Raw genomic sequence first — 17,407 nt, 5'->3', positions numbered from 1 at the left:
GGCGGCGGGCGGGCGCGAGGGCCAGCCGCTGGTGCTGGAGCTGGGCATCGGCATCAACTCGGGCGTGGTGGTGGCGGGCAACATCGGCAGCACGGTGCGCGCCGAGTACACCTGCATCGGTGACGCGGTGAACGTGGCCGCGCGGCTGTGCGCGCTGGCGGGCCCGGGGGAAATCCTGGTGGGGGAGCGCACCCGCGAGCTGGTGGACGCCAACGAGACGGCCTTCGAGGACCTGCCCCCCGTGCGGCTGAAGGGCAAGCAGCAGCCCGTTCCACTGTTCCGCGCCCTGTAAGAGGTGAAGTCCACGCGCGCCTCGCGACCGGAAAGCGGCTATAGGAAGAGGTCATGAACGCCTCGTCTGACGAGCCCCCTCCGTCCCGCCGCTCCCCCGTGTTGTTCGTGGGGCTCGTCTTCGGACTCGGGTTGGTGGTCGCCGTCCTGGTGGGCGCGCTGAGCGGCTCCAAGGCCGTGCACGCCGACCGCATCCACCAGGACCTCGCCCTGCTGGAGGAGGCCCTGGGCCGCTACCGCGCGGACAAGGGCACCCTGCCGGAAGACGCGGACGTGGAGGAGCTGCTGGTGCCCGCGTACCTGCCCTCCGTGCCGTTGGACCCGTGGGGCCGGCCGTACCGCTACACGAGCAACGGCGACGAGGTGTTCCTGTCCACCTTCGGCAAGAGCGGAGACCGGGGTGGCTCGGGCGAGGAGCAGGACCACACCAACCACGACGGGCACGCCGCGCCCAAGGTTGTGCCCGAGCGCACGTGACGTGCGGGCGGGCAGGCGCTGGGGCGTGCCCAGGCCCCGCGAGCCCGCGGGTGCGGTGCGCGCCGGGCCCTGGAGCGAGCCAGCGTAGGGCGGGTGCCCGCTTCCTGGCGTCGCCATGGCCATTGTTTCCTTCACGGGGAAGGGTCTTCCCGAACCTGGAGGGCAGCCATGGCCATCGTGTGTGTCACCAACCTGTCCCCTGAGTCCCTCGCGGCTGCCCACGTGGCGGCGGCCGTGGCGGGGCGGCTGCAAGAGCCGCTGCTGCTCCTGGGCGTCGCGGAGGGCGACGCATTCCTCGACGATGGCACTGGCGCGCTGGCCCTCACCCAGCAGCGGTTGGAGGCGGAGGCCGCGCGGCTCGAAACGCTCGCGAGGGCGGTGCGCTACCGGCTGCAGGCGGGCACCTCCGCGGATGAAGTGCTCAGTGACGAGGAGTGCCGGCACGCGCGGTGGATTGTGGTGGCAGCGACTGGCTGGCGCACCCCGGCGTGGCGGCGGGCCACGGTGCCCGAACGCCTGTCCCGCTACGGCTGCGCGCCGGTGCTGGCCGTGCGCAGCGACACCGCGCTGACCGACTGGGCGCGGGGCCGCAGGCGGCTGTTGGTGTTGGTGGGCGTGGACCCCGGCTCCTCCACCACGGGCGCCGCGGTGTCCTTCCTGCGCGAGCTGCGCCGCGTGGGGCCGTGTGACGTGCTCGCCACCTACGTGTGCTCGCCCATGGACGAACGGGAACGGCTGGGCATCCACAGCCCCGTGCACGTGGAGCTGCTGGAGCCGGCGCTGCAGGGCATGGAGGCGCTGGACCCCATCGTGGAGCGCGTGCTGCAACGCGAGGTGCGCGAGCAGGTGGGGGACCTGGTGGGCGAGGGCCGCGTGGAGGTGGTGCTGGAGCCCGGCTTCGGCCGTCCGGCGGACCACCTGATGCACGTGGCGCACACGCGCGGCGCGGACCTGATGGTGGTGGGCACGCACCAGCGCAGCGGGGTGAAGCGGCTGTGGCATGGCTCGGTGTCCGCGGGGGTGCTGCGGCACGCGGCGCAGTCCGTGGTGTGTGTGCCCCCCATGGTGCAGGCCCGGCGCGCGGACCGCCCACCGCGAAGCGTGCTGGTGCCCGTGGACTTCTCCGAGGCCTGCACCAAGGCCATCTCCCATGCGCGCACGCTGGTGGGCCCCGGGGGCCGGGTGCACCTGCTGCACGTCCACCGCCGCAAGCTGGAGGACCGCGGCTTCGCGGACCACTACGGCGTGCTGCCCGAGCCCGCCAGGGACAGGGACCAGGTGCTCCAGCGGCTGTGGGAGCTGGTGCCGCGCGACGAAACCGCCCAGACGGTGCGCTGGAGCGTGGAGGGTGTGACGGGCGAGGACGTGACGCTGGCCATCTGCCAGGCCACGGAGCGCGAAGGGGTGGACCTGGTGTGCGTGGGGACGTCCCTGGAGCCCTCGCGCCTGCGGGACGCCCTGGAGGGCGAGGTGGCCCATGAGCTGGTGACGCGTTGCCGCCGGCCCGTCATGGTGGTGCCCTCCGCCTGAGGCAGGTGTTTCAGACGGGGGATACCTGTCATCACATGAATGGATTGTCAGGTGGTGCCGGCTCCGACGTGCCCGGTAGGGCACGTCTGCATTAGAATCTAGAAATCACGCATTTCCAGACGCAGGGGGGCCGCCGGTGACACCGCAGGGTTATCGTGAAGTGGAGCTCGTCTGTAACCGTTCCTCGCTGCTCCTCCATGGCGGTACGGAAGAGGAGCGGCGCTGCTGGGCGCAGGAAGCCGCGCGCAACTTCAACGTGGAGCTGGTGGAGGTGCGGCAGGCGGCTGAGCTGCCGCAAGCGCTCCGGCAGCCCAACGGGGTGGTGTTCATCCCGGACGTGGCGAAGCTGGGGCGGGACGCGCAGTTCGTCCTGCTGCAGTGCCTGCGGACGCAGGAGGAGCGGCCGAAGCTGGTGCTGGGCGTCTCCGGCTCGGCGGACGCGGCGCTGGCGCGCGGCACGCTGCGCGAGGACCTGCACTACCGTCTGCACAAGGCCCAGGTGGACCTGCAGAAGGACGGGCTGCGGGACGTGTTGAAGCGCCGCTGGGCGCAGCAGGCCGAACAGCTCGCGCTGAAGGCCGCCGCGGCCCGCGCCGCGGAGGAAGCGGCCCTCGAGGCGGCCCTGGCCCGGCGCCCGGGCACGGTGACGCGCATCGCTCCCAAGCAGAAGAAGGTGAGCGGAGGCGCTCGAGCGAAGGCCGTGTCCAGGAACGCCGCCCGCTGAAGCCGCGCCTCAGTGCCGGTGCTTCTGCCCGCGCTTCGCCTTGGTGGCGGGGCGCGGCGTCTTCGCGGTGCCGCGCCTGGCGGCGGCGGCCTGGCTGGGCACGGACTTGCGGCCCACCTGATTGTTGGCGCCCGCCGCGGAGGCCGTCTTGATGGACGGTGACTTGCGGCGCGCCGGGACCTTCGTGGGCTTGCCACTCTCGATGACGCCGCGGGCCGCCTTGGCCGTGCGCCGCGTCCCCTCCGCCGCCGCCGTCTTCACGCGGCCGCGGGCCGGGGCGCCCCGAATCTTGGACTGGAGGTTGGCCACTCCCTTGGCCGTCACCACCGCGGTGCCCAGGAGGACCCGCGCGCCGCGCGTGCCGGCCTGGACGGCCACCTCCTTCACCCTGTCCACCAGCCCCCGCTTGGAAATCGCCATGGCGCGCCTCGTCTCCGTGACTGTCCTTCGCTGGCGCCAAAGGTAGTCACGGGCACACGGGCGTGAAGCCGTCCCCCTCCCTCTCTCGCACGCGGGCTCCGGCCATTCCAAGGTGGGCGGGAATGTGTGAAGCGGGGAAACTGGGCTAGAGTCCGGCGCACTGTCCCATTTCCTTCTCGGAGCAAGAGCATGTCCCAGGAAAACACCGGAAAGCCGAAGCGCGGCCTGAAGCGACCCATCGAGGTCGTTCGCGCGGAGCTGCTCAAGGATCCGGAGACGAAGAAGATCGCCGAGGCCGTGAGCATGAAGCTCGAGGACTACGTGGAGCTGGTCCTCAAGTACGCCCAGGACAAGGACAAGGAGGCCGAGGTCGCCGTCATCTCCGACGAGGAGCTGCGCCGCAACGGCTTCAACCCCCTCTCCACCGAGGAGGCCGCCAACATCCTCATCAAGGGCATGAAGGGCGAGCTGCCCGGCTCCCCCCCGGACTTCGAGGCCTCCAAGTTCACCCAGGACAAGGTCTCCACCGCCGGCAAGCCGTCCCTCACCTCGCCTCCCGTGGGCGGCGCTGCCCCCACCGGTCCGCAAGATCCTGCCGCCCGCCAGGAGCTGATGGATCAGCTCAAGAAGGGCAGCAGCGGCGGTAACCGTCCGTAATCCCTGAGACCACGGGCGGGGGCCGGTGGGGAAAATTCGACGAAAAAGGGGAGAGGAAACAATTCCCCACACGCACCGAGAATCCCCTCGAGTTTTCCTTCCGGCACAAATCTCTGCTTCCAAAGCACTAAGAATTCGAGGGTACGACCATGGGCAGCGCTCTCCAGGCAGTCACGAAGACGATTGGCAAGGTTGCTAGCACGGTGAGCAAGATTGCCGGTGGCATCGCGAACATCGGCGGCAAGGCCATGGAGTTCCTCCAGAAGCCCCTGAGCTCGCTGGTGGACCCCATCGCCAAGTTCATCGGTGAGAAGGTCGGCAAGCTGCCCCTGGTCGGCAAGTTCCTGGGCCCCACGGCGGAGAACCTGGTGAAGCAGGGTGCCGCGTCCTTCCTGGGTGAGGGCACGCTGGGCAGCCTGGGCTTCCTGTCCAAGATCGCCCCCAAGGTGCAGGACATCACCAACATCGCGCAGGCGGTCAAGGGCGCGGCGGACAAGGTCGGCGCCTTCGCGGAGAACCCGCTGGGCCTGCAGAACTTCCAGAACATCATCGCGCAGAACCACGCCCGCTTCGTGGAGTGATGATCCGCGCCTCTGGCGCGAACTGGTAGCAAGCCCCAGGGCCGGTCTCCCGCGAAGCTGCGGGGCCGGCCCTTCGGCTTTGCGGGCGACGCGGCCCCCGCGCGGCGGCGCTCAGTGCCCTGTCTGGGCCAGGCGCTGGGTGTCGCGGATGAGGCGCTCGGTGGAGTCGCTGTCCGCGCTGTCGTAGTAGCCGCGAATCTGCCCGGCGTCGTCCACGAGCACGAAGTGCGTCCCGTGGAAGATGGAGAGCAGGTCGTCCTCGGGCGCGCCGGGCTCCCGGCCCATGCTGACCTTGAAGCCCTGGACGATGGTCTCCTTCAGCTGCTCGTAGTCGCCGGTGAGGAAGCTCCAGCGGGAGAAGTCCGCGCCGTGGCGCTCGCCATACTCGGTGAGCCGCTCCGGGGTGTCGTACTTCGGATCCACGGAGAACGACACCAGCTGGAGCCCGGCGCCATGGGACGCGGTGGCGTCCTGCACGCCCACCATCTTCCGCGTGAAGGCCGGGCAGACGGTGGGGCAGCGCGTGAAGATGAAGTTGGCCACGAAGGGCTTGCCCCGGAGCTGCGTGCTCCCGAAGGGCTGGCCGTCATGCCGGGTGAAGGTGAAGTCTGGCAGCGCGCCCAGCTGAGGCAGGGGGCCACTGCTCTGGCCACGGATCAGCATGGCCCCCGTCGTGGCGGTGACGCCAAGCGCGGCCACGGCGACACCAGCCCAGAAGCCCGGGCGCTGCGTGAGACGGGCCCGAGGGGCCGGAAGGACGGAGTCAGCGGACATGGCCCCGGAGGTAACGGAACCCCCGGAGTCACACAAGCGTGGCCGCTGGGGTGCGACATCCTGGCTACTTGGGGGGATGATGTCACGAGTCTGTGACGACCCATCCCGTGTGTCACAATTCAGTGATTTCAGTGATCTTGCATTAGTTTATACATAAATAACTGATCTTGCGGGGAAACATCCTCTCAGTCGTTACGAAAATGTGGGTACGTCGCCTCTCTGTTTCCAGGAGTCTGCCCCCCGTGACGATCTACTCCGTTCGCCGTGGCGATAGCCTCAGCGCGCTGGCCCAGCGCTTCAACACCTCGGTGTCGTCGCTCGCGAAGAGCAACGGCATCTCCAACCCGGACCTCATCTACGCGGGGCAGAAGCTCCGCATCCCGGACGGCTTCGACGCGCCTCGTGCTTCGGGTGGCGGTTCGTACACCGTGAAGTCGGGCGACACGCTCAGCGGCATCGCGGGCCGGCACGGCACGTCGGTGGGAGCGCTGGCGAAGGCCAACAACATCTCCAACCCGGACCTCATCTACGCGGGCCAGCGGCTCACGATTCCGGGTGGGGGCGGTGCGTCGCCTTCCTCGGGCGGCGGTTCGTACACCGTGAAGTCGGGCGACACGCTCAGCGGCATCGCGGGCCGGTACGGCACGTCGGTGGGCGCGCTGGCGAAGGCCAACAACATCTCCAACCCCAACCTCATCTACGCGGGCCAGCGGCTCACGATTCCGGGTGGGGGCGGCGCGTCGCCCACCCGGCCGGCGCCGAACCAGCCGCCGGTGGGGGGCGTGGGTGGCCCGAAGCCGCCGACCGGTGGATCCGCCGGCGTGACGGTGCAGCAGCTCCGGGCGGTGATGCCCAACCTGTCCCAGGCGAAGGCGGAGCAGTACCTGCCCCACCTGAACCGGGCCATGGCGGAGGCGAACATCACCACGCCCATGCGCAAGGCGGCCTTCCTGGCGCAGCTCGCGCACGAGAGCGGCCAGCTTCGCTACATGGAGGAGATTGCCTCCGGCGCCGCCTACGAGGGCCGCAGGGACCTGGGCAACACCCAGCCGGGCGACGGCGTCCGCTACAAGGGCCGTGGCCCCATCCAACTGACGGGCCGCGCCAACTACCGCGCCGCGGGCCGGGCGCTGGGCATCGACCTGGAGGGCAACCCCCAGCGCGCCAAGGACCCGGACGTCGCGTTCCGCATCGCTGGCTGGTACTGGTCGTCGCGCAACCTCAACACCTACGCGGACGCGGGCAACTTCCGCGAGGTCACCCGCCGCATCAACGGTGGCTACAACGGCATGGCGGACCGCGAGATGTACTACCGCCGCGCGCAGAACGTCTTCTGAGCCCGCGCTCCCAACGCGCGGTGCGGTGAAGCGGGGACCGTGGCCAGGGAGGCCCCGGTCCCCGTCGCGTTTCGGGCGAGTCCCGTTGGGGAGATGCCGCGTCCAGCCGGGGCGACCGCCGGACGCGCGTGGCCCTGGGAGGCGCCCTGGTGTGCCAACTGCATCGGACAGGCCGTTCCCACCCGGAGCGCGTCCCATGCCTCGTATCGATTCGTCCGGCAGTTCCTCGTTGTCCACCATCGACACCCCCACGGAGGCCGGAGCGGCGCCCCCGTCTCCGGCACGCGCCGCGGTGCCCCGCGCGCAGGCATCCCCTCAGCGTAACGAGGTGCGCGCCTTCGACGGATCCACCGCCAGGACGCCGGAGCCCTCGTCTCACGGATCCGCGCCTGCTGGGGCGGGCCCCGCCCGGTCCGCGGGGGAGATGGCCGTGCTGGGAGGCTGGTCGCGCCCGGAGGGCTCGAAGGATGCGCCCACGGACGTGCTCGAAGGCATCCGCGCGCGCCTGACGCGGAGCCTGGAGAACTGGACCGTCGGTGCCGATGACGTGCGGGCGGTGCACACCGCGCTGGGAAGCCTCCCGGCGGGCACGTACCGGGTCGCGCTGGAGCGCTTGCAGCAAGAGGGACTGCTGGGCGCATACGTGAAGGCGCAGGACGCGGGCTCGCGGCTCGCGTTCCTGGAGCAGGCGGAGTCGAAGGGCGTGCTCCATCGGCGCAACGGGGAGTCGGGCCCGGTGGGCCCCCTGGGCTACCCGGCGGTGCCGGACGTCTTCGTCAATGACCGGCGGCTGCCGGGGGCGATGCGTGACGCGGTGAACGCACACGCCATCGACGTGGGCGCGGGCTTCTACCGGGCGCACACCGAATACCTCGGCCGGTATGCCCGCGCGGTGGATGGGGCCCAGAGCCTCCAGGAACTGGGAGCGCTGGGACCGCCACGCGCCGCGCACCTGCCCGAGTCCCTCCTGGGCCTCGAGTGGAAGGACCCGTCGCGGCGGGACTACGAGGCGGCTTGGAAGGCGGGCATCGGCCAGCCGAAGACGCTCAACCTGACGCTGCAACACGTCAGCGCCCGGCAGCGGGAGCTCTCCGGGGAGCGCGCCGGGGGCACGGTGCAGCTTCACGGCAAGGTGGGGGTCAGCAACGAGAGCGCCCAGTGGAGCGCGAAGGCGGCGCTCGACACCCGGGGACACGGGGAGCTGAAGGGGGACGTGGGCGTCTCCGCGCGCTCTGGCCCCGTGGGCGTCGAGCTGTCACACGACAGCTCGGGCGAGACGGAGAGGAAGGTCAAGGTGAACCTGGGACTCGTGGAGCTCAGCCTGGCATCGGACGGCGAGCAGCGCGTCGCGGTGGGGGTCGGCTCGCTGTTCCAGGTGCACGCGACACTCAACGCGAAGAAAGCGGAGCTCGGGGGCGGCGTGTCAGCGAAGCTCAAGGCGGATGGGAGCCAGGCCAGCGCCGAGGCGGGCTTCTCCATGAAGGGCCTGACGGCGGAGCGGGCCCAGCAATCCTTCGACCCCGGGCATCGGAACGTCTTCCAACCACCCGCCGAGCTGGCATCCCGCACGGCCTGGGACGCGCTGCCTGAGTCCACGCGAGCGGCCTATGCGAAGGAGGGGTGGAATCGGGAGGCGTGGACCCGGGCCTTGCCGCGCTGAGGACACGGACCTGGGCCACGAGCCCAACCTTCAGGAATCCCCCTCGGGGGGCGGCAGGGGGCGAGGCCACACCAGATAGCAGGCGATGAAGGGGAGGTACCAGGGCGCGGCCACCCACAGCCACGGCGCGTTCGTCGCCATCCGTGTCAGCATGAAGACGCCGCCGAACCAGAACAGGCCCTGGATTCCCAGGCCCAGGCTTCCGAGGTACTGGAGCGGGCGCGTCTTCGTCCAGGTTCCGAAGATGGCCAGCAGCGCGGGCGCGATGACGGGCAGCAGGTAGGGCGTCAGCAACGCACCGATATCGTCGAGCGTGCGGACATCCGGGAGGGCCATCAGGACGAGCTGCAACACCAGGCAGAGGAGCGTGGCGGTTGTCGCCAGGATGGGCGAGCGGAGGAAGCGGGGCGTGGGGGCCGCCGTCGTCGGCAGCTTCCGCTCACGCCGGGCCCGCTCCAGGGCGTCCGGGGGGACCTCCAGCGCATACGGGTAGCCCAGCTCCAGCAGGGCCTCCACCGCCGCGGTGCGCACCGTGATGCCGGCGCTCCCCGTCTGGACACTGGCATCCCCCGGCAGCGTCATCAGGGACAGCAGGTAGTCCGTTCGCTCGCGCAGGGCCTCCGGGTCTTCAGCGGGATGCTGGGCAATCGCCGCGATGAGCGCGTCCACCTCCGAGGGGATGACGCCGGGCGAGCTCAGTGCGTCCCGCAGCGCGGCCAGCGAAGGGGTGGCAGGCAGCGGCGCCAGGGACTCCACAGGGGAATCGCTCGTCGGCTCGGCGGGGCGGGTATGCGTGGAGGTCATGGCCGCGGAGACGTGAGTCTACCACCGGGCCCCGCGGCGAGTCCCCCGCGCGGCCGTCCGGAGGGCAAGGGGCCGGGCCCTTCGGAGGGACATGTCCTCGAGGCGTGCGCACCCTTCACCTGGGTGACTCTTTCACGAGGAGCGAGGCAGCGCATGGCGACGGAGCGAGCGCAGCGGTTCGTGGATGCACTGGCGAAGCTGGAGAAGGAGGGGGACCTGGAGACCCTCGTCTCCCTCTTCAGTGACGACGCACAGGTGAGCAACGTGGCCTCGCCGCAGGTCTTCTCTGGCCAGGAGGGCGCCCGGCGGTTCTGGCGTGAGTACAAGGGTACCCTCCAACGCGTGGAGTCCACATTCCGCAACATGATTGAGGCGGGCTCCCGCGTCGCGCTCGAATGGGAGACGCAGGGCACCGCCCACAACGGCGCGGCGGTGGCCTATGAGGGCGTGTCCATCATCGAGTGGGATGGCGACCGGATCCGCCGCTTCTACGCGTACTTTGATCCGCACGCGCTCGGCCTGGAGCTGACCACTGGCAACGCGCCGCGCTCGGAAGTCCCCGCCACCACCCCCGCGTGAGGCGTGAGGCCGCCCCGCCTCGGGGCGTCAGGTTGTTCCCTGTGAAGTGAGCCGCCGGGCTCGCCAGCCCGGACGCGCCCTTCACCCCTGGCCGGTGCTCGACACTGAGCCGTGACCTTCAGACACCTCCCGATTCTCAAGTGCGGACGCTACCGTCAGCCGCCGCGTCCCCGGATTGCCGACGCTGTTCGGACAGGGAGGCCGCGGAAAATGATGCCGGTCCGCCGACTTTTGGGCGGTACCGTTCGACGCGATAGCGTTTGCTCCGTCCTCGGAGAAGGTGGGTTGGTGATGGTGTGGCGGAGGACACGCGCTCGGATGACCGGTCCTGACCCGGCAGTTTGCTTTGCGTCTACACGGATAAGCCTGATGACCCGCTTTGCTGCCTTCTTCGTCGTCCTGTCGTTGATTGCCGCCCCCCATACCGCCTGGGCTCAGCAGCGCCAGACCGAGTCCGCGAAAAAGACCCGGGCGGTGAAGTCCTCCACGAAGGCGAAGGCCACGAAGACGAAGGCCGCGAAGCCGGTCAAGGCCACGTCCAAGCGCAAGCCCGCGAAGAAGGGCAAGAAGGCCGCGCCGGCCGTGGATTCGCGGGGCGTGAACGCCCCGGAGCTTCAGGCCCAGCCCACGATGCAGGTGGAGCCCGCCAAGCCCCTGTCTCCGACGGACGACGCGCCCACCGCGCAGAAGAAGTCCGGGGAGGCCCCGGCGGAAGAGGGCGACTCGCTGGACTTCGACTTGCTGGAGCCTGCCGAAGCCGCGGCCGCCGCGCAGGTGGACCCGGACCTGGAGAAGCGCATTGGCCGGCGCCGCACCATGCTCAAGCTGCACCAGGGCCTGGGCTTCGCGATGGCCGCCGGTCTGGTCGGCACCACGGTGGTGGGCCAGCTCCAGTTCAACGACTCGTTCCGCGGCGGCGGTGATGACCGCAACCTGCTGGGTCTGCACCGGGGGCTCGCCATCGGCACGTCGGCGCTGTTCGCCACCGTGGGAATGCTGGGGGTGCTGGCGCCGGAGCCCTTCGAGAAGGAGAAGCTCCAGTGGGACACCATCACCGTCCACAAGATGTTCATGGCGCTCGCCACCGTCGGCATGGTGGCGCAAGTCATCCTCGGCATCATGGCCACGGACCGTTTTGGCCGGCTGTCCGAGACGGACATGGCCACCGCGCACCAGATCTCCGGCTACGTGACGTTGGGCGCGGTGTCGGCCGGCGTCTTCACACTGTTCTTCTGAAGCGCATGCCTTTCGTAGTGGTTCCCTGGAGGTTGACGTGATTGCTCGACGAATCGCCCTGATCGCCACCCTGGTGCTCGCGCTGCCCGCAGTCGCGCAGTCGCAGGCCCGCACGTATAGTGTCAAGAAGGACGCCAGCTCCCTCACCTACAAGCTCAAGCACAAGCTGCATGAGGTGGTGGGCAAGGCGCCGCCCAGCGACGGCAAGGCCCGCCTGCTGCCGGACGGCACGCTCCAGGTAGCGGTGCGCGCCAACGTAAAGGACTTCGATTCGGGCAACGCCAACCGCGACGCGCACATGCTGGAGACGACGGACGCGGCCAGGTTTCCCATCATCGACTTCAAGGGCGTGGCCACCGGCGTGAAGCCGCCCACCAGCTTCCCGGCGAAGGTGCCGGTGAAGGTGAAGGGCCAGCTGACGTTCCACGGCGTGAAGAAGACCGTGGAGATTCCGATGACGGTGCTGTTCAAGTCGGAGAAGGAGGCGGTGGCCGAGGGCAGCTTCGACATCAGCCTGGATGCCTACAACGTCAACCGCCCGTCGCTGTTGATGGTGAAGGTGGACGACGTCCTGGTGCTGGAGCCCAAGCTGGTATTCGAGGTGGAGGGTACGTGAGTTCGACGCGACGAGGATTCCTCAAGGGCATTCTGGGAACAGGCGCGGCGAGCGCGGCGGCGACGACGCTGCCGGGCTGCGCGCCGGACATCAACCCCGCTCCGGTGACGGACGTCACGGCCAGCGAGCAGGGGACAGTGGACATCCTGGTGTCGCGCTATCCGGATTTGGAGCCCGTGGGCGGCGCGTTGACGGTCCGCGTCCCGGGTGAGCAGGTGCCGCTGCTGGTGGTGCACTCCAAGGACGACGGCGCGCCAAACGACTTCTCCGTGCTGTCGTCGCTGTGCACCCACGTGGGGTGCCCGCTGGGCTTCGACGGCAAGGACGTCATCTGCCCCTGTCACCTGTCGCGCTTCAGCGCCACGGATGGCTCGGTGCTCCATCGGCCGGCCACCGTGCCGCTGCAGACGTTCGCGGCGGAGTACAACCCGAACACGGGCGTGCTGCGCATCAACCTGCGCGCGGGCCAGAGCGACTTCCCGGCCGCGGTGAACGGGCAGGTGGTGTTCCCGCTCAGCCAGTTCCCCCAGCTGCGTGACGTGGGCGGCTCGGTGACGGGGGTGCCCTCCGGGTACGGCAAGCGCATCTTCGTGTTCCGCTTGCAGGACGGTTCGCTGTCGGCGGTGGACTCCGTGTGCACCCACGCCTTCTGCGAGGTGAACTACCGGGAGCAGGAGGCGGACCTGTTCTGCGCCTGCCATGCGTCCATCTTCACGCGCGATGGCGCGGTGACGCAGGGCCCGGCCACCCTCCCCCTCAAGAAGTTCACGGTGTCGGAGACGGGCGACTCCGTGGTGCTGACCGGCGTGGCGTGAGCCATGCGCCGGGCGCGGGTGGGCCAGACACAGGGCCCGCCCGCACCCGAAGGGAACGCGGCATCGCTCAGCCGAGCCGGCTCCAGAAGGAGCGCTTGGAGGAGATGCGCTCCAGGGCTTGTTGCAGCTCCTCGTCGTGGTCGGCGCGCAGGGCGATGTCGCCCAGGGAGATGATGCCCACGATGCTGTCGTCGCGCTCCACCACGGGGATGCGGCGCAGCTGACGGCGTCCCATCAGCCCGATGACGTCATGGAGCGTGTCGTCCGGCGTGACGGCCTCCACGTCATCCGTCATCACGTCGGACGCGCGGAGCTGTTCCGGCGAGCGGCCCCCGGTGAAGGCGCGGACCACCAGGTCCCGGTCGGTGACGATGCCCACCAGCCGGCTCCGCTCGTCCACGATGGGGACTACGCCGCAGGACTCGTCCTTCATGATTCGCGCGATGTCCCGCAGCGGACTCTCCGGGCGCGCTGTGCGCACGTTGCGCGTCATCACCTCGCGGGCCAGCAGGGGCTCGTGACGCCAGCGGCCGTGGCGGGCGCGGTCGTCCCGGCGGGTGGTGCTCGCCTCGGGGCGGCCCGCGACGGCGGTGTAGACCTGGGTGCTCGCTCCGTCACGCCGTGCGCTGGTGGATGAAGGCGCGCCTGTTCCTGCCCAGCGGTGGGTGCTCGCCTCGTCGCGGCCCGGGCCCAGGGAGGCGCTCCGGTCCATCCGGTAGCGGGGGCGAGCGTCTCCATGGCGCTCCTCCCCGTGCAAGCCGCGTTCACGGCCGTGGAAGCGTACGTCGCGGTAGGACTCCCCCTGGGGCGGCTGGGGGCGGGAGGGCTCGCTGCCGCCGCCGTAGCCGGAGCGGTCCCAGGGCCGGTAGTCGGCGCGTTGGCGAGAGAGCTCGACGTCCTGTTCGCCGGTGTCATGCCGGGGGCCCCAGCCGGTGGCGTAGCGGCTGTCCCGGTCATCCCGGCCGTAGGGGCCGCTGTCCTCCGGGGGCGTGCCGTACATGTCCTCGCGAGGCCCGTCGTCCACCTGGGTGCGCGGCAGGGCCATGCGCATCGTCGCCGCGCGGTAGTAGCGGCCCTGCCGGGTGGAGGACTCCTCGTCGCGGGCGGGGTTCCAGCCGGTGAGGTCGGACTCGGCGCGCTCACGCGAGCCCGGAGGCGCCACGTCGGCCTCGCGGTGGGTTTCGTCCCTGCCGTTGTCCATGCTTCTGTGGGCCATGACGCTCCTCGGGCGAAGTCGGGTTCAAACTGCAACGCTGGTGGTGAGGCAGCGTGCCTCCAAGGGACGGGCGTCCAGGCGAGCGGGTGCTCGTCCCGCCCTGGCGTTCCTCACCCCGCGGCCAGTGCGTCACCCAGGCGCACCAGTCCGCTGAATTCCTCCAGCTCCGCGCCCGCGTCCGGCGCGGCCACCGCGAGCGTCCCGGAGGGAAGGTGCCGGGTGAGGCGGTCGAGCACGTCGCGGTGGGCCTGGGCCCGCTCCTGCTCCACCGCGGCCAGGCGGGCCAGCGCGGCCACCGCGTGCTCCGCGTGACGGTCGCCTCCCGTGTGCTCCAGCAGCGCCTCCGGCGCCGCGAGCACGTCGTCATGGGCCCAGCTCCGGTTCAGCACGTAGCCCGCGAAGGGCAGGCGCCGCGCGGCCAGCGTCTCGCGGAACCAGGTGGCCTCGCGCAGGGAGGCGGGTTCGGGGGACGTCACCAGCAGGAAGGCCGCGTCCGGCGACGCCAACCGCTGGTGCAGCCGCTCCGTGTGCAGCCGCATGCCGGAGAAGAGGCCACCGAAGGCACCGATGAAGCCGCGCATCTCCTGGGTGAAGCCCGCGCCGAAGATGCCCGCCAGGACGCGGTCCACCACCGCCTGCGCGCCGTGCCACAGCCGCCCGCCGCGCGCCCCCTTCTTCGGACCGAACAGCGACACGATGCGTTCGTCCAGGAAGCGCGCCAGCCGGCCGGGCGCGTCCAGGAAGTCCAGCGCGTGCCGGCTGGGGGGCGTGTCCAGCAGGATGAACTCGTAACGGCCGTCCGTGAGGAAGGCGTCCAGGGCCTCGGCGGCGGCGTACTCCTGCACGCCCGCCACCAGCTCCGACAGGAAGCGGTAGAGGCGGTGGTCGACAATCGCTCGCGCCGCCTCGGGTGTGGGCGCCAACTGGTGCACCATGCGCTCGAAGATGGCGCGCGGGTCCAGCATCCACACGTCGAGGAGGCCCGGGCCCCAGGGGCCGTCGGCGAAGAGGCGCTCGGGGGGAATCGACGTGGGCTCGGAGCCGCTCTCTTGCAACCCCATGGTCTCCGCGAGCCTGCGCGCCGGGTCGATGGTGAGCACCAGCACCCGCCGTCCCGCGCGCGCGGCGGCCACGCCCAGGGCCGCCGCCGTCGTCGTCTTGCCCACGCCGCCCGCGCCACACAGGACGACGATGCGCTTGTCACGCAGCAGCCGGCGCAGGGCGCCCGTGCTCACGGCGTGCGCCCCTGTGACACGCGCCGGGGTCCACCGCCATGCGGTCCATGGCTCACGGCAGGGCCTCCTGCCAGGGCGCGTGCTCCGGGTGGGGGGCGAAGCCCTCCGCCAGCGCCTCGACCAGCGCGGGGCCCGTGGCGTGGAGCTCCGGCAGGGTGAGCAGCGGCGCGCGCAGCGCGCGTGACAGCCGGACGGAGGCGGCCCGGGCCCGCTCCAGCCGCTCCAGCTCACGCCACCCCTGGTGCCGCCCGTGCGCGGCGAGCATCCGGCGCAGGGCGGCGCGGGACTCGGGCGTGAAGGGGTCCTCCGGCATCCGGTTGAGGACGGCCGCGGACAGCGGCAGCTCCAGCCGGCGCAGCTCGGCGGCCACGGTGAGTGCCTCGCTGACGGGCAGCGGCTCCGGCAGGCTGGTGAGGACCACCGCGGTGCGCGCCGCATCCTGGAGGAAGTCGAGCCCCTCCCGCACGTCGCGTCCGATGGGCCCCCCGGGCATCAGGGACAGCACGCGCTGGGGAAGGGCGGCCAGTGCCAGCGCGTGTCCCGTGGCGGGCAGGTCGACGACGGTCAGTGGGTGGACGAAGCGTCCATCCGGCCGCGTGCGCCGGAGCAGGGCCAGCAACTGGTACATCAGCCCCATCTCCCGGAGCGCGGGCCCTGCTTCCAGGAAGCGGCGCAGGGCGCGGGTGCGCAGCGCGGCGTCGGCCAGCCAGCGCGCGGGCAGGGCGCGCTCCAGGAAGTGCCGGTGCCCTTCTGATGCGGAGAGCCGCACGAAGTGGAGTCCGGGACGCACCCGCGTCACCTGAGGCCCCGCCTGGCGCGCACCCACGCGCGCCGCCAGGGGCGAAGGCCCGTCCTCCTCTGGCGCCAACTCCGCCAGCAGCACGGTGCGGCCCGCGCGCGCGGCGGCCACGGCCAGCGCCGCCGCCAGCGTCGTCTTCCCCACGCCGCCCTTGCCCGATACGAGCAGCGCACGCCTGTCCCAGAGGGCTTCGAGCACCGGCCACCGTCCTGTCGCAGCGCCCCAGGCCGCGCGCTGTTCCAACACGGTGGGGAAGGCGGCACGCCTGGGCAACCGAGGCCCCGGTGCGGCCACCCCAGGCACGCGGTCGCTCGCGTGCCCGGGTGGCGCTGGGACTACAGCGCCTCGATGACCTTCTTGATGCGCTCGAAGGCCCAGTCCAGCTCGGCCTGGGTGACGATGAGCGGCGGCGTGAGGCGGATGACGGAGTCGTGCGTCTCCTTGCAGAGCACGCCTTCCTTCATCAACGCCTCGCAGGCGGGCCGCGCGGAGATGTCCAGCGCCACGCCAATCATCAGCCCCCGTCCGCGCACCTCCACGATGTGGCGGTTCTTCAGCGTCTTCAGCATGGCCAGGAACGACGCGCCCATCTCGGCGGAGCGCTCCACCAGGCGCTCGTCGCGCAGCACGTCCAGGGCGGTACGCGCCACGGCGCAGCCCAGCGGATTGCCGCCGTAGGTGCTGCCGTGCTCGCCGGGACGGAGCACGCCCATGACCTCGTCATCCGCCATGACAGCGGACACCGGGTAGAAGCCGCCCGACAGCGCCTTGCCCACCACGATGACGTCCGGCCGCACGTCCTCGTGCTGGAAGGCGAACGTCTTCCCGGTGCGCCCCAGGCCCGTCTGGATTTCATCCACCATGAACAGCACGCGGTGCTGCTTGCAGAGCTCGGCCACCTGCTTCAGGTAGCCGTCGCGCGGAATCAGCACGCCGGCCTCCGCCTGGATGGGCTCCATCAGGATGGCGCAGGTGTTGGGGGTGATGGCGCGCCGCACCGCCTCCACGTCGTCGTAGGGCACCACGGTGAAGCCGGGGGTGAAGGGGCCGAAGCCCTGCCGGTAGCTCCGCACGGTGGAGAAGCTGATGAGGCTGATGGTGCGCCCGTGGAAGTTGTTCGCGAAGACGATGACCTCCGCCTTGTCCTCGGGGATGCCCTTGACGGTGTAGCCCCACTTGCGCGCCAGCTTGATGGCCGTCTCGCACGCCTCCGCGCCGGAGTTCATCGGCAGCGCGCGGCTCAATCCAGACAGCTCGCGCAGCGCCTTGTACAGGTGGGGAAGCTGGTCGTTGCGGAAGGCCCGTGACGTCAGCGTCACCTTCGCGGCCTGCTCGCGCAGCGTCTCCAGGATGCGCGGGTGACAGTGCCCCTGATTCACCGCCGAGTACGCGCTCAGGCAGTCCAGGTACTTGCGGCCCTCCACGTCATGAACCCAGCAGCCCTCGCCCCGCTCGATGACGAGGTCCAGCGGATGGTAGTTGTGCGCGCCATACCGCTCCTCCAGGTCGATGAAGTCGCGCGTGGAGAGGGCGGGGGCGGCGTGCTCGGTGCTCATGGAACTCCCTGGGGAATCGGGTGGCGCGAAGCAGGACCATCGCTTTCGATGAAGTCCTTCGACGTGTCCACCCCCGCATTGCCCCAGGCGGTTGCTTCGT

The 17,407-nt window shown here is 70.7% G+C and carries 19 protein-coding genes; 12 read left to right on the top strand and 7 right to left on the bottom strand.

Annotated elements, in window-relative coordinates:
* The 4 genes from FL344_RS29790 to FL344_RS29775 form a co-directional block, all read left to right on the top strand.
* Window positions 1-292: adenylate/guanylate cyclase domain-containing protein (locus tag FL344_RS29790; protein ID WP_141620913.1), on the top strand; the 292-nt coding region annotated here is incomplete at its 5' end.
* Window positions 293-345: 53 nt separating this feature from the next.
* A complete protein-coding gene (locus FL344_RS29785) occupies window positions 346-768 on the top strand; it encodes a type II secretion system protein GspG (protein ID WP_141620912.1) in 423 nt (140 codons plus the stop codon).
* Window positions 769-936: 168 nt separating this feature from the next.
* Window positions 937-2,298: a universal stress protein gene (locus tag FL344_RS29780; protein WP_141588522.1), complete on the top strand. Its 1,362-nt coding sequence runs from the start codon at window positions 937-939 to the stop codon at window positions 2,296-2,298.
* A 136-nt stretch (window positions 2,299-2,434) separates the two neighbouring features.
* Window positions 2,435-3,022, top strand: a complete 588-nt coding sequence (locus tag FL344_RS29775) for a Fis family transcriptional regulator (protein WP_141620911.1) — start codon at window positions 2,435-2,437, stop codon at window positions 3,020-3,022.
* A gap of 9 nt (window positions 3,023-3,031) precedes the next feature.
* Here the strand turns inward: FL344_RS29775 and FL344_RS29770 are convergent, their stop codons facing one another.
* Window positions 3,032-3,442: a hypothetical protein gene (locus FL344_RS29770; protein ID WP_228565476.1), complete on the bottom strand. Its 411-nt coding sequence runs from the start codon at window positions 3,440-3,442 to the stop codon at window positions 3,032-3,034.
* Window positions 3,443-3,631: 189 nt separating this feature from the next.
* On the opposite strand from FL344_RS29770, the gene FL344_RS29765 reads away from it, so the two are divergent.
* Together FL344_RS29765 and FL344_RS29760 are read left to right on the top strand one after the other, a co-directional pair.
* Window positions 3,632-4,099, top strand: a complete 468-nt coding sequence (locus tag FL344_RS29765) for a hypothetical protein (protein ID WP_194858216.1) — start codon at window positions 3,632-3,634, stop codon at window positions 4,097-4,099.
* Window positions 4,100-4,248: 149 nt separating this feature from the next.
* On the top strand, window positions 4,249-4,680 hold the full coding sequence (locus FL344_RS29760; protein ID WP_141588518.1) for a hypothetical protein: 432 nt from the start codon (window positions 4,249-4,251) through the stop codon (window positions 4,678-4,680).
* Window positions 4,681-4,791: 111 nt separating this feature from the next.
* On the opposite strand, the gene FL344_RS29755 is transcribed toward FL344_RS29760, so the two are convergent.
* Window positions 4,792-5,454, bottom strand: coding sequence for an SCO family protein (locus FL344_RS29755; RefSeq protein ID WP_228557605.1), 663 nt, complete (start codon window positions 5,452-5,454; stop codon window positions 4,792-4,794).
* Between the two features lie 242 nt (window positions 5,455-5,696).
* Here FL344_RS29755 and FL344_RS29750 point away from each other — a divergent pair, with 242 nt between their 5' ends.
* Window positions 5,697-6,791, top strand: coding sequence for a LysM peptidoglycan-binding domain-containing protein (locus FL344_RS29750; protein ID WP_141620909.1), 1,095 nt, complete (start codon window positions 5,697-5,699; stop codon window positions 6,789-6,791).
* A 196-nt stretch (window positions 6,792-6,987) separates the two neighbouring features.
* Window positions 6,988-8,451 (top strand): hypothetical protein, encoded by a 1,464-nt coding sequence (locus FL344_RS29745; protein WP_228565475.1) that lies wholly within the window; start codon window positions 6,988-6,990, stop codon window positions 8,449-8,451.
* A 30-nt stretch (window positions 8,452-8,481) separates the two neighbouring features.
* On the opposite strand, the gene FL344_RS29740 is transcribed toward FL344_RS29745, so the two are convergent.
* Window positions 8,482-9,255, bottom strand: a complete 774-nt coding sequence (locus FL344_RS29740; protein ID WP_141620908.1) for a hypothetical protein — start codon at window positions 9,253-9,255, stop codon at window positions 8,482-8,484.
* A 153-nt stretch (window positions 9,256-9,408) separates the two neighbouring features.
* Here FL344_RS29740 and FL344_RS29735 point away from each other — a divergent pair, with 153 nt between their 5' ends.
* The 4 genes from FL344_RS29735 to FL344_RS29720 all read left to right on the top strand — a co-directional run bounded on the left by FL344_RS29735 (window position 9,409) and on the right by FL344_RS29720 (window position 12,501).
* Window positions 9,409-9,834 (top strand): nuclear transport factor 2 family protein, encoded by a 426-nt coding sequence (locus FL344_RS29735; RefSeq protein ID WP_194858215.1) that lies wholly within the window; start codon window positions 9,409-9,411, stop codon window positions 9,832-9,834.
* Window positions 9,835-10,203: 369 nt separating this feature from the next.
* Window positions 10,204-11,070, top strand: coding sequence for a hypothetical protein (locus FL344_RS29730; protein WP_141620906.1), 867 nt, complete (start codon window positions 10,204-10,206; stop codon window positions 11,068-11,070).
* A gap of 37 nt (window positions 11,071-11,107) precedes the next feature.
* Window positions 11,108-11,686 carry a YceI family protein gene (locus tag FL344_RS29725; protein ID WP_090491236.1) on the top strand — a complete coding sequence of 193 codons (579 nt, stop codon included), beginning with the start codon at window positions 11,108-11,110 and terminating at the stop codon, window positions 11,684-11,686.
* On the top strand, window positions 11,683-12,501 hold the full coding sequence (locus tag FL344_RS29720; protein ID WP_141620905.1) for a ubiquinol-cytochrome c reductase iron-sulfur subunit: 819 nt from the start codon (window positions 11,683-11,685) through the stop codon (window positions 12,499-12,501). The genes FL344_RS29725 and FL344_RS29720 overlap by 4 nt, the downstream gene beginning before the upstream one ends.
* A 67-nt stretch (window positions 12,502-12,568) precedes the next feature.
* Here the strand turns inward: FL344_RS29720 and FL344_RS29715 are convergent, their stop codons facing one another.
* The 4 genes from FL344_RS29715 to rocD all read right to left on the bottom strand — a co-directional run bounded on the left by FL344_RS29715 (window position 12,569) and on the right by rocD (window position 17,307).
* Window positions 12,569-13,717, bottom strand: a complete 1,149-nt coding sequence (locus FL344_RS29715) for a CBS domain-containing protein (RefSeq protein WP_141620904.1) — start codon at window positions 13,715-13,717, stop codon at window positions 12,569-12,571.
* Between the two features lie 110 nt (window positions 13,718-13,827).
* Window positions 13,828-14,952 carry an ArsA-related P-loop ATPase gene (locus FL344_RS29710; RefSeq protein WP_141620903.1) on the bottom strand — a complete coding sequence of 375 codons (1,125 nt, stop codon included), beginning with the start codon at window positions 14,950-14,952 and terminating at the stop codon, window positions 13,828-13,830.
* Window positions 14,953-15,004: 52 nt separating this feature from the next.
* Complete coding sequence (locus FL344_RS29705; RefSeq protein WP_141620902.1) at window positions 15,005-15,949, bottom strand: ArsA-related P-loop ATPase; 945 nt, start codon at window positions 15,947-15,949, stop codon at window positions 15,005-15,007.
* Between the two features lie 137 nt (window positions 15,950-16,086).
* On the bottom strand, window positions 16,087-17,307 hold the full coding sequence (gene rocD, locus FL344_RS29700) for an ornithine--oxo-acid transaminase (RefSeq protein ID WP_141620901.1): 1,221 nt from the start codon (window positions 17,305-17,307) through the stop codon (window positions 16,087-16,089).
* Window positions 17,308-17,407 lie beyond the last annotated feature (100 nt).

This window comes from Myxococcus sp. AB036A (assembly GCF_006547355.1).
GTDB lineage: Bacteria > Myxococcota > Myxococcia > Myxococcales > Myxococcaceae > Myxococcus > Myxococcus virescens.
This window is presented reverse-complemented; position numbering and strand designations above follow the sequence as displayed.

What these genes read in the sequence shown, in the direction of transcription:
- rocD (WP_141620901.1), bottom strand. Translation starts at nt 17,307, where the DNA reads ATGAGCACCGAGCACGCCGCCCCCGCCCTCTCCACGCGCGACTTCATC.
- FL344_RS29715 (WP_141620904.1), bottom strand. Translation starts at nt 13,717, where the DNA reads ATGGCCCACAGAAGCATGGACAACGGCAGGGACGAAACCCACCGCGAG.
- FL344_RS29745 (WP_228565475.1), top strand. Translation starts at nt 6,988, where the DNA reads ATGCCTCGTATCGATTCGTCCGGCAGTTCCTCGTTGTCCACCATCGAC.
- FL344_RS29755 (WP_228557605.1), bottom strand. Translation starts at nt 5,454, where the DNA reads ATGTCCGCTGACTCCGTCCTTCCGGCCCCTCGGGCCCGTCTCACGCAG.
- FL344_RS29780 (WP_141588522.1), top strand. Translation starts at nt 937, where the DNA reads ATGGCCATCGTGTGTGTCACCAACCTGTCCCCTGAGTCCCTCGCGGCT.
- FL344_RS29740 (WP_141620908.1), bottom strand. Translation starts at nt 9,255, where the DNA reads ATGACCTCCACGCATACCCGCCCCGCCGAGCCGACGAGCGATTCCCCT.
- FL344_RS29760 (WP_141588518.1), top strand. Translation starts at nt 4,249, where the DNA reads ATGGGCAGCGCTCTCCAGGCAGTCACGAAGACGATTGGCAAGGTTGCT.
- FL344_RS29765 (WP_194858216.1), top strand. Translation starts at nt 3,632, where the DNA reads ATGTCCCAGGAAAACACCGGAAAGCCGAAGCGCGGCCTGAAGCGACCC.
- FL344_RS29730 (WP_141620906.1), top strand. Translation starts at nt 10,204, where the DNA reads ATGACCCGCTTTGCTGCCTTCTTCGTCGTCCTGTCGTTGATTGCCGCC.
- FL344_RS29770 (WP_228565476.1), bottom strand. Translation starts at nt 3,442, where the DNA reads ATGGCGATTTCCAAGCGGGGGCTGGTGGACAGGGTGAAGGAGGTGGCC.
- FL344_RS29735 (WP_194858215.1), top strand. Translation starts at nt 9,409, where the DNA reads ATGGCGACGGAGCGAGCGCAGCGGTTCGTGGATGCACTGGCGAAGCTG.
- FL344_RS29785 (WP_141620912.1), top strand. Translation starts at nt 346, where the DNA reads ATGAACGCCTCGTCTGACGAGCCCCCTCCGTCCCGCCGCTCCCCCGTG.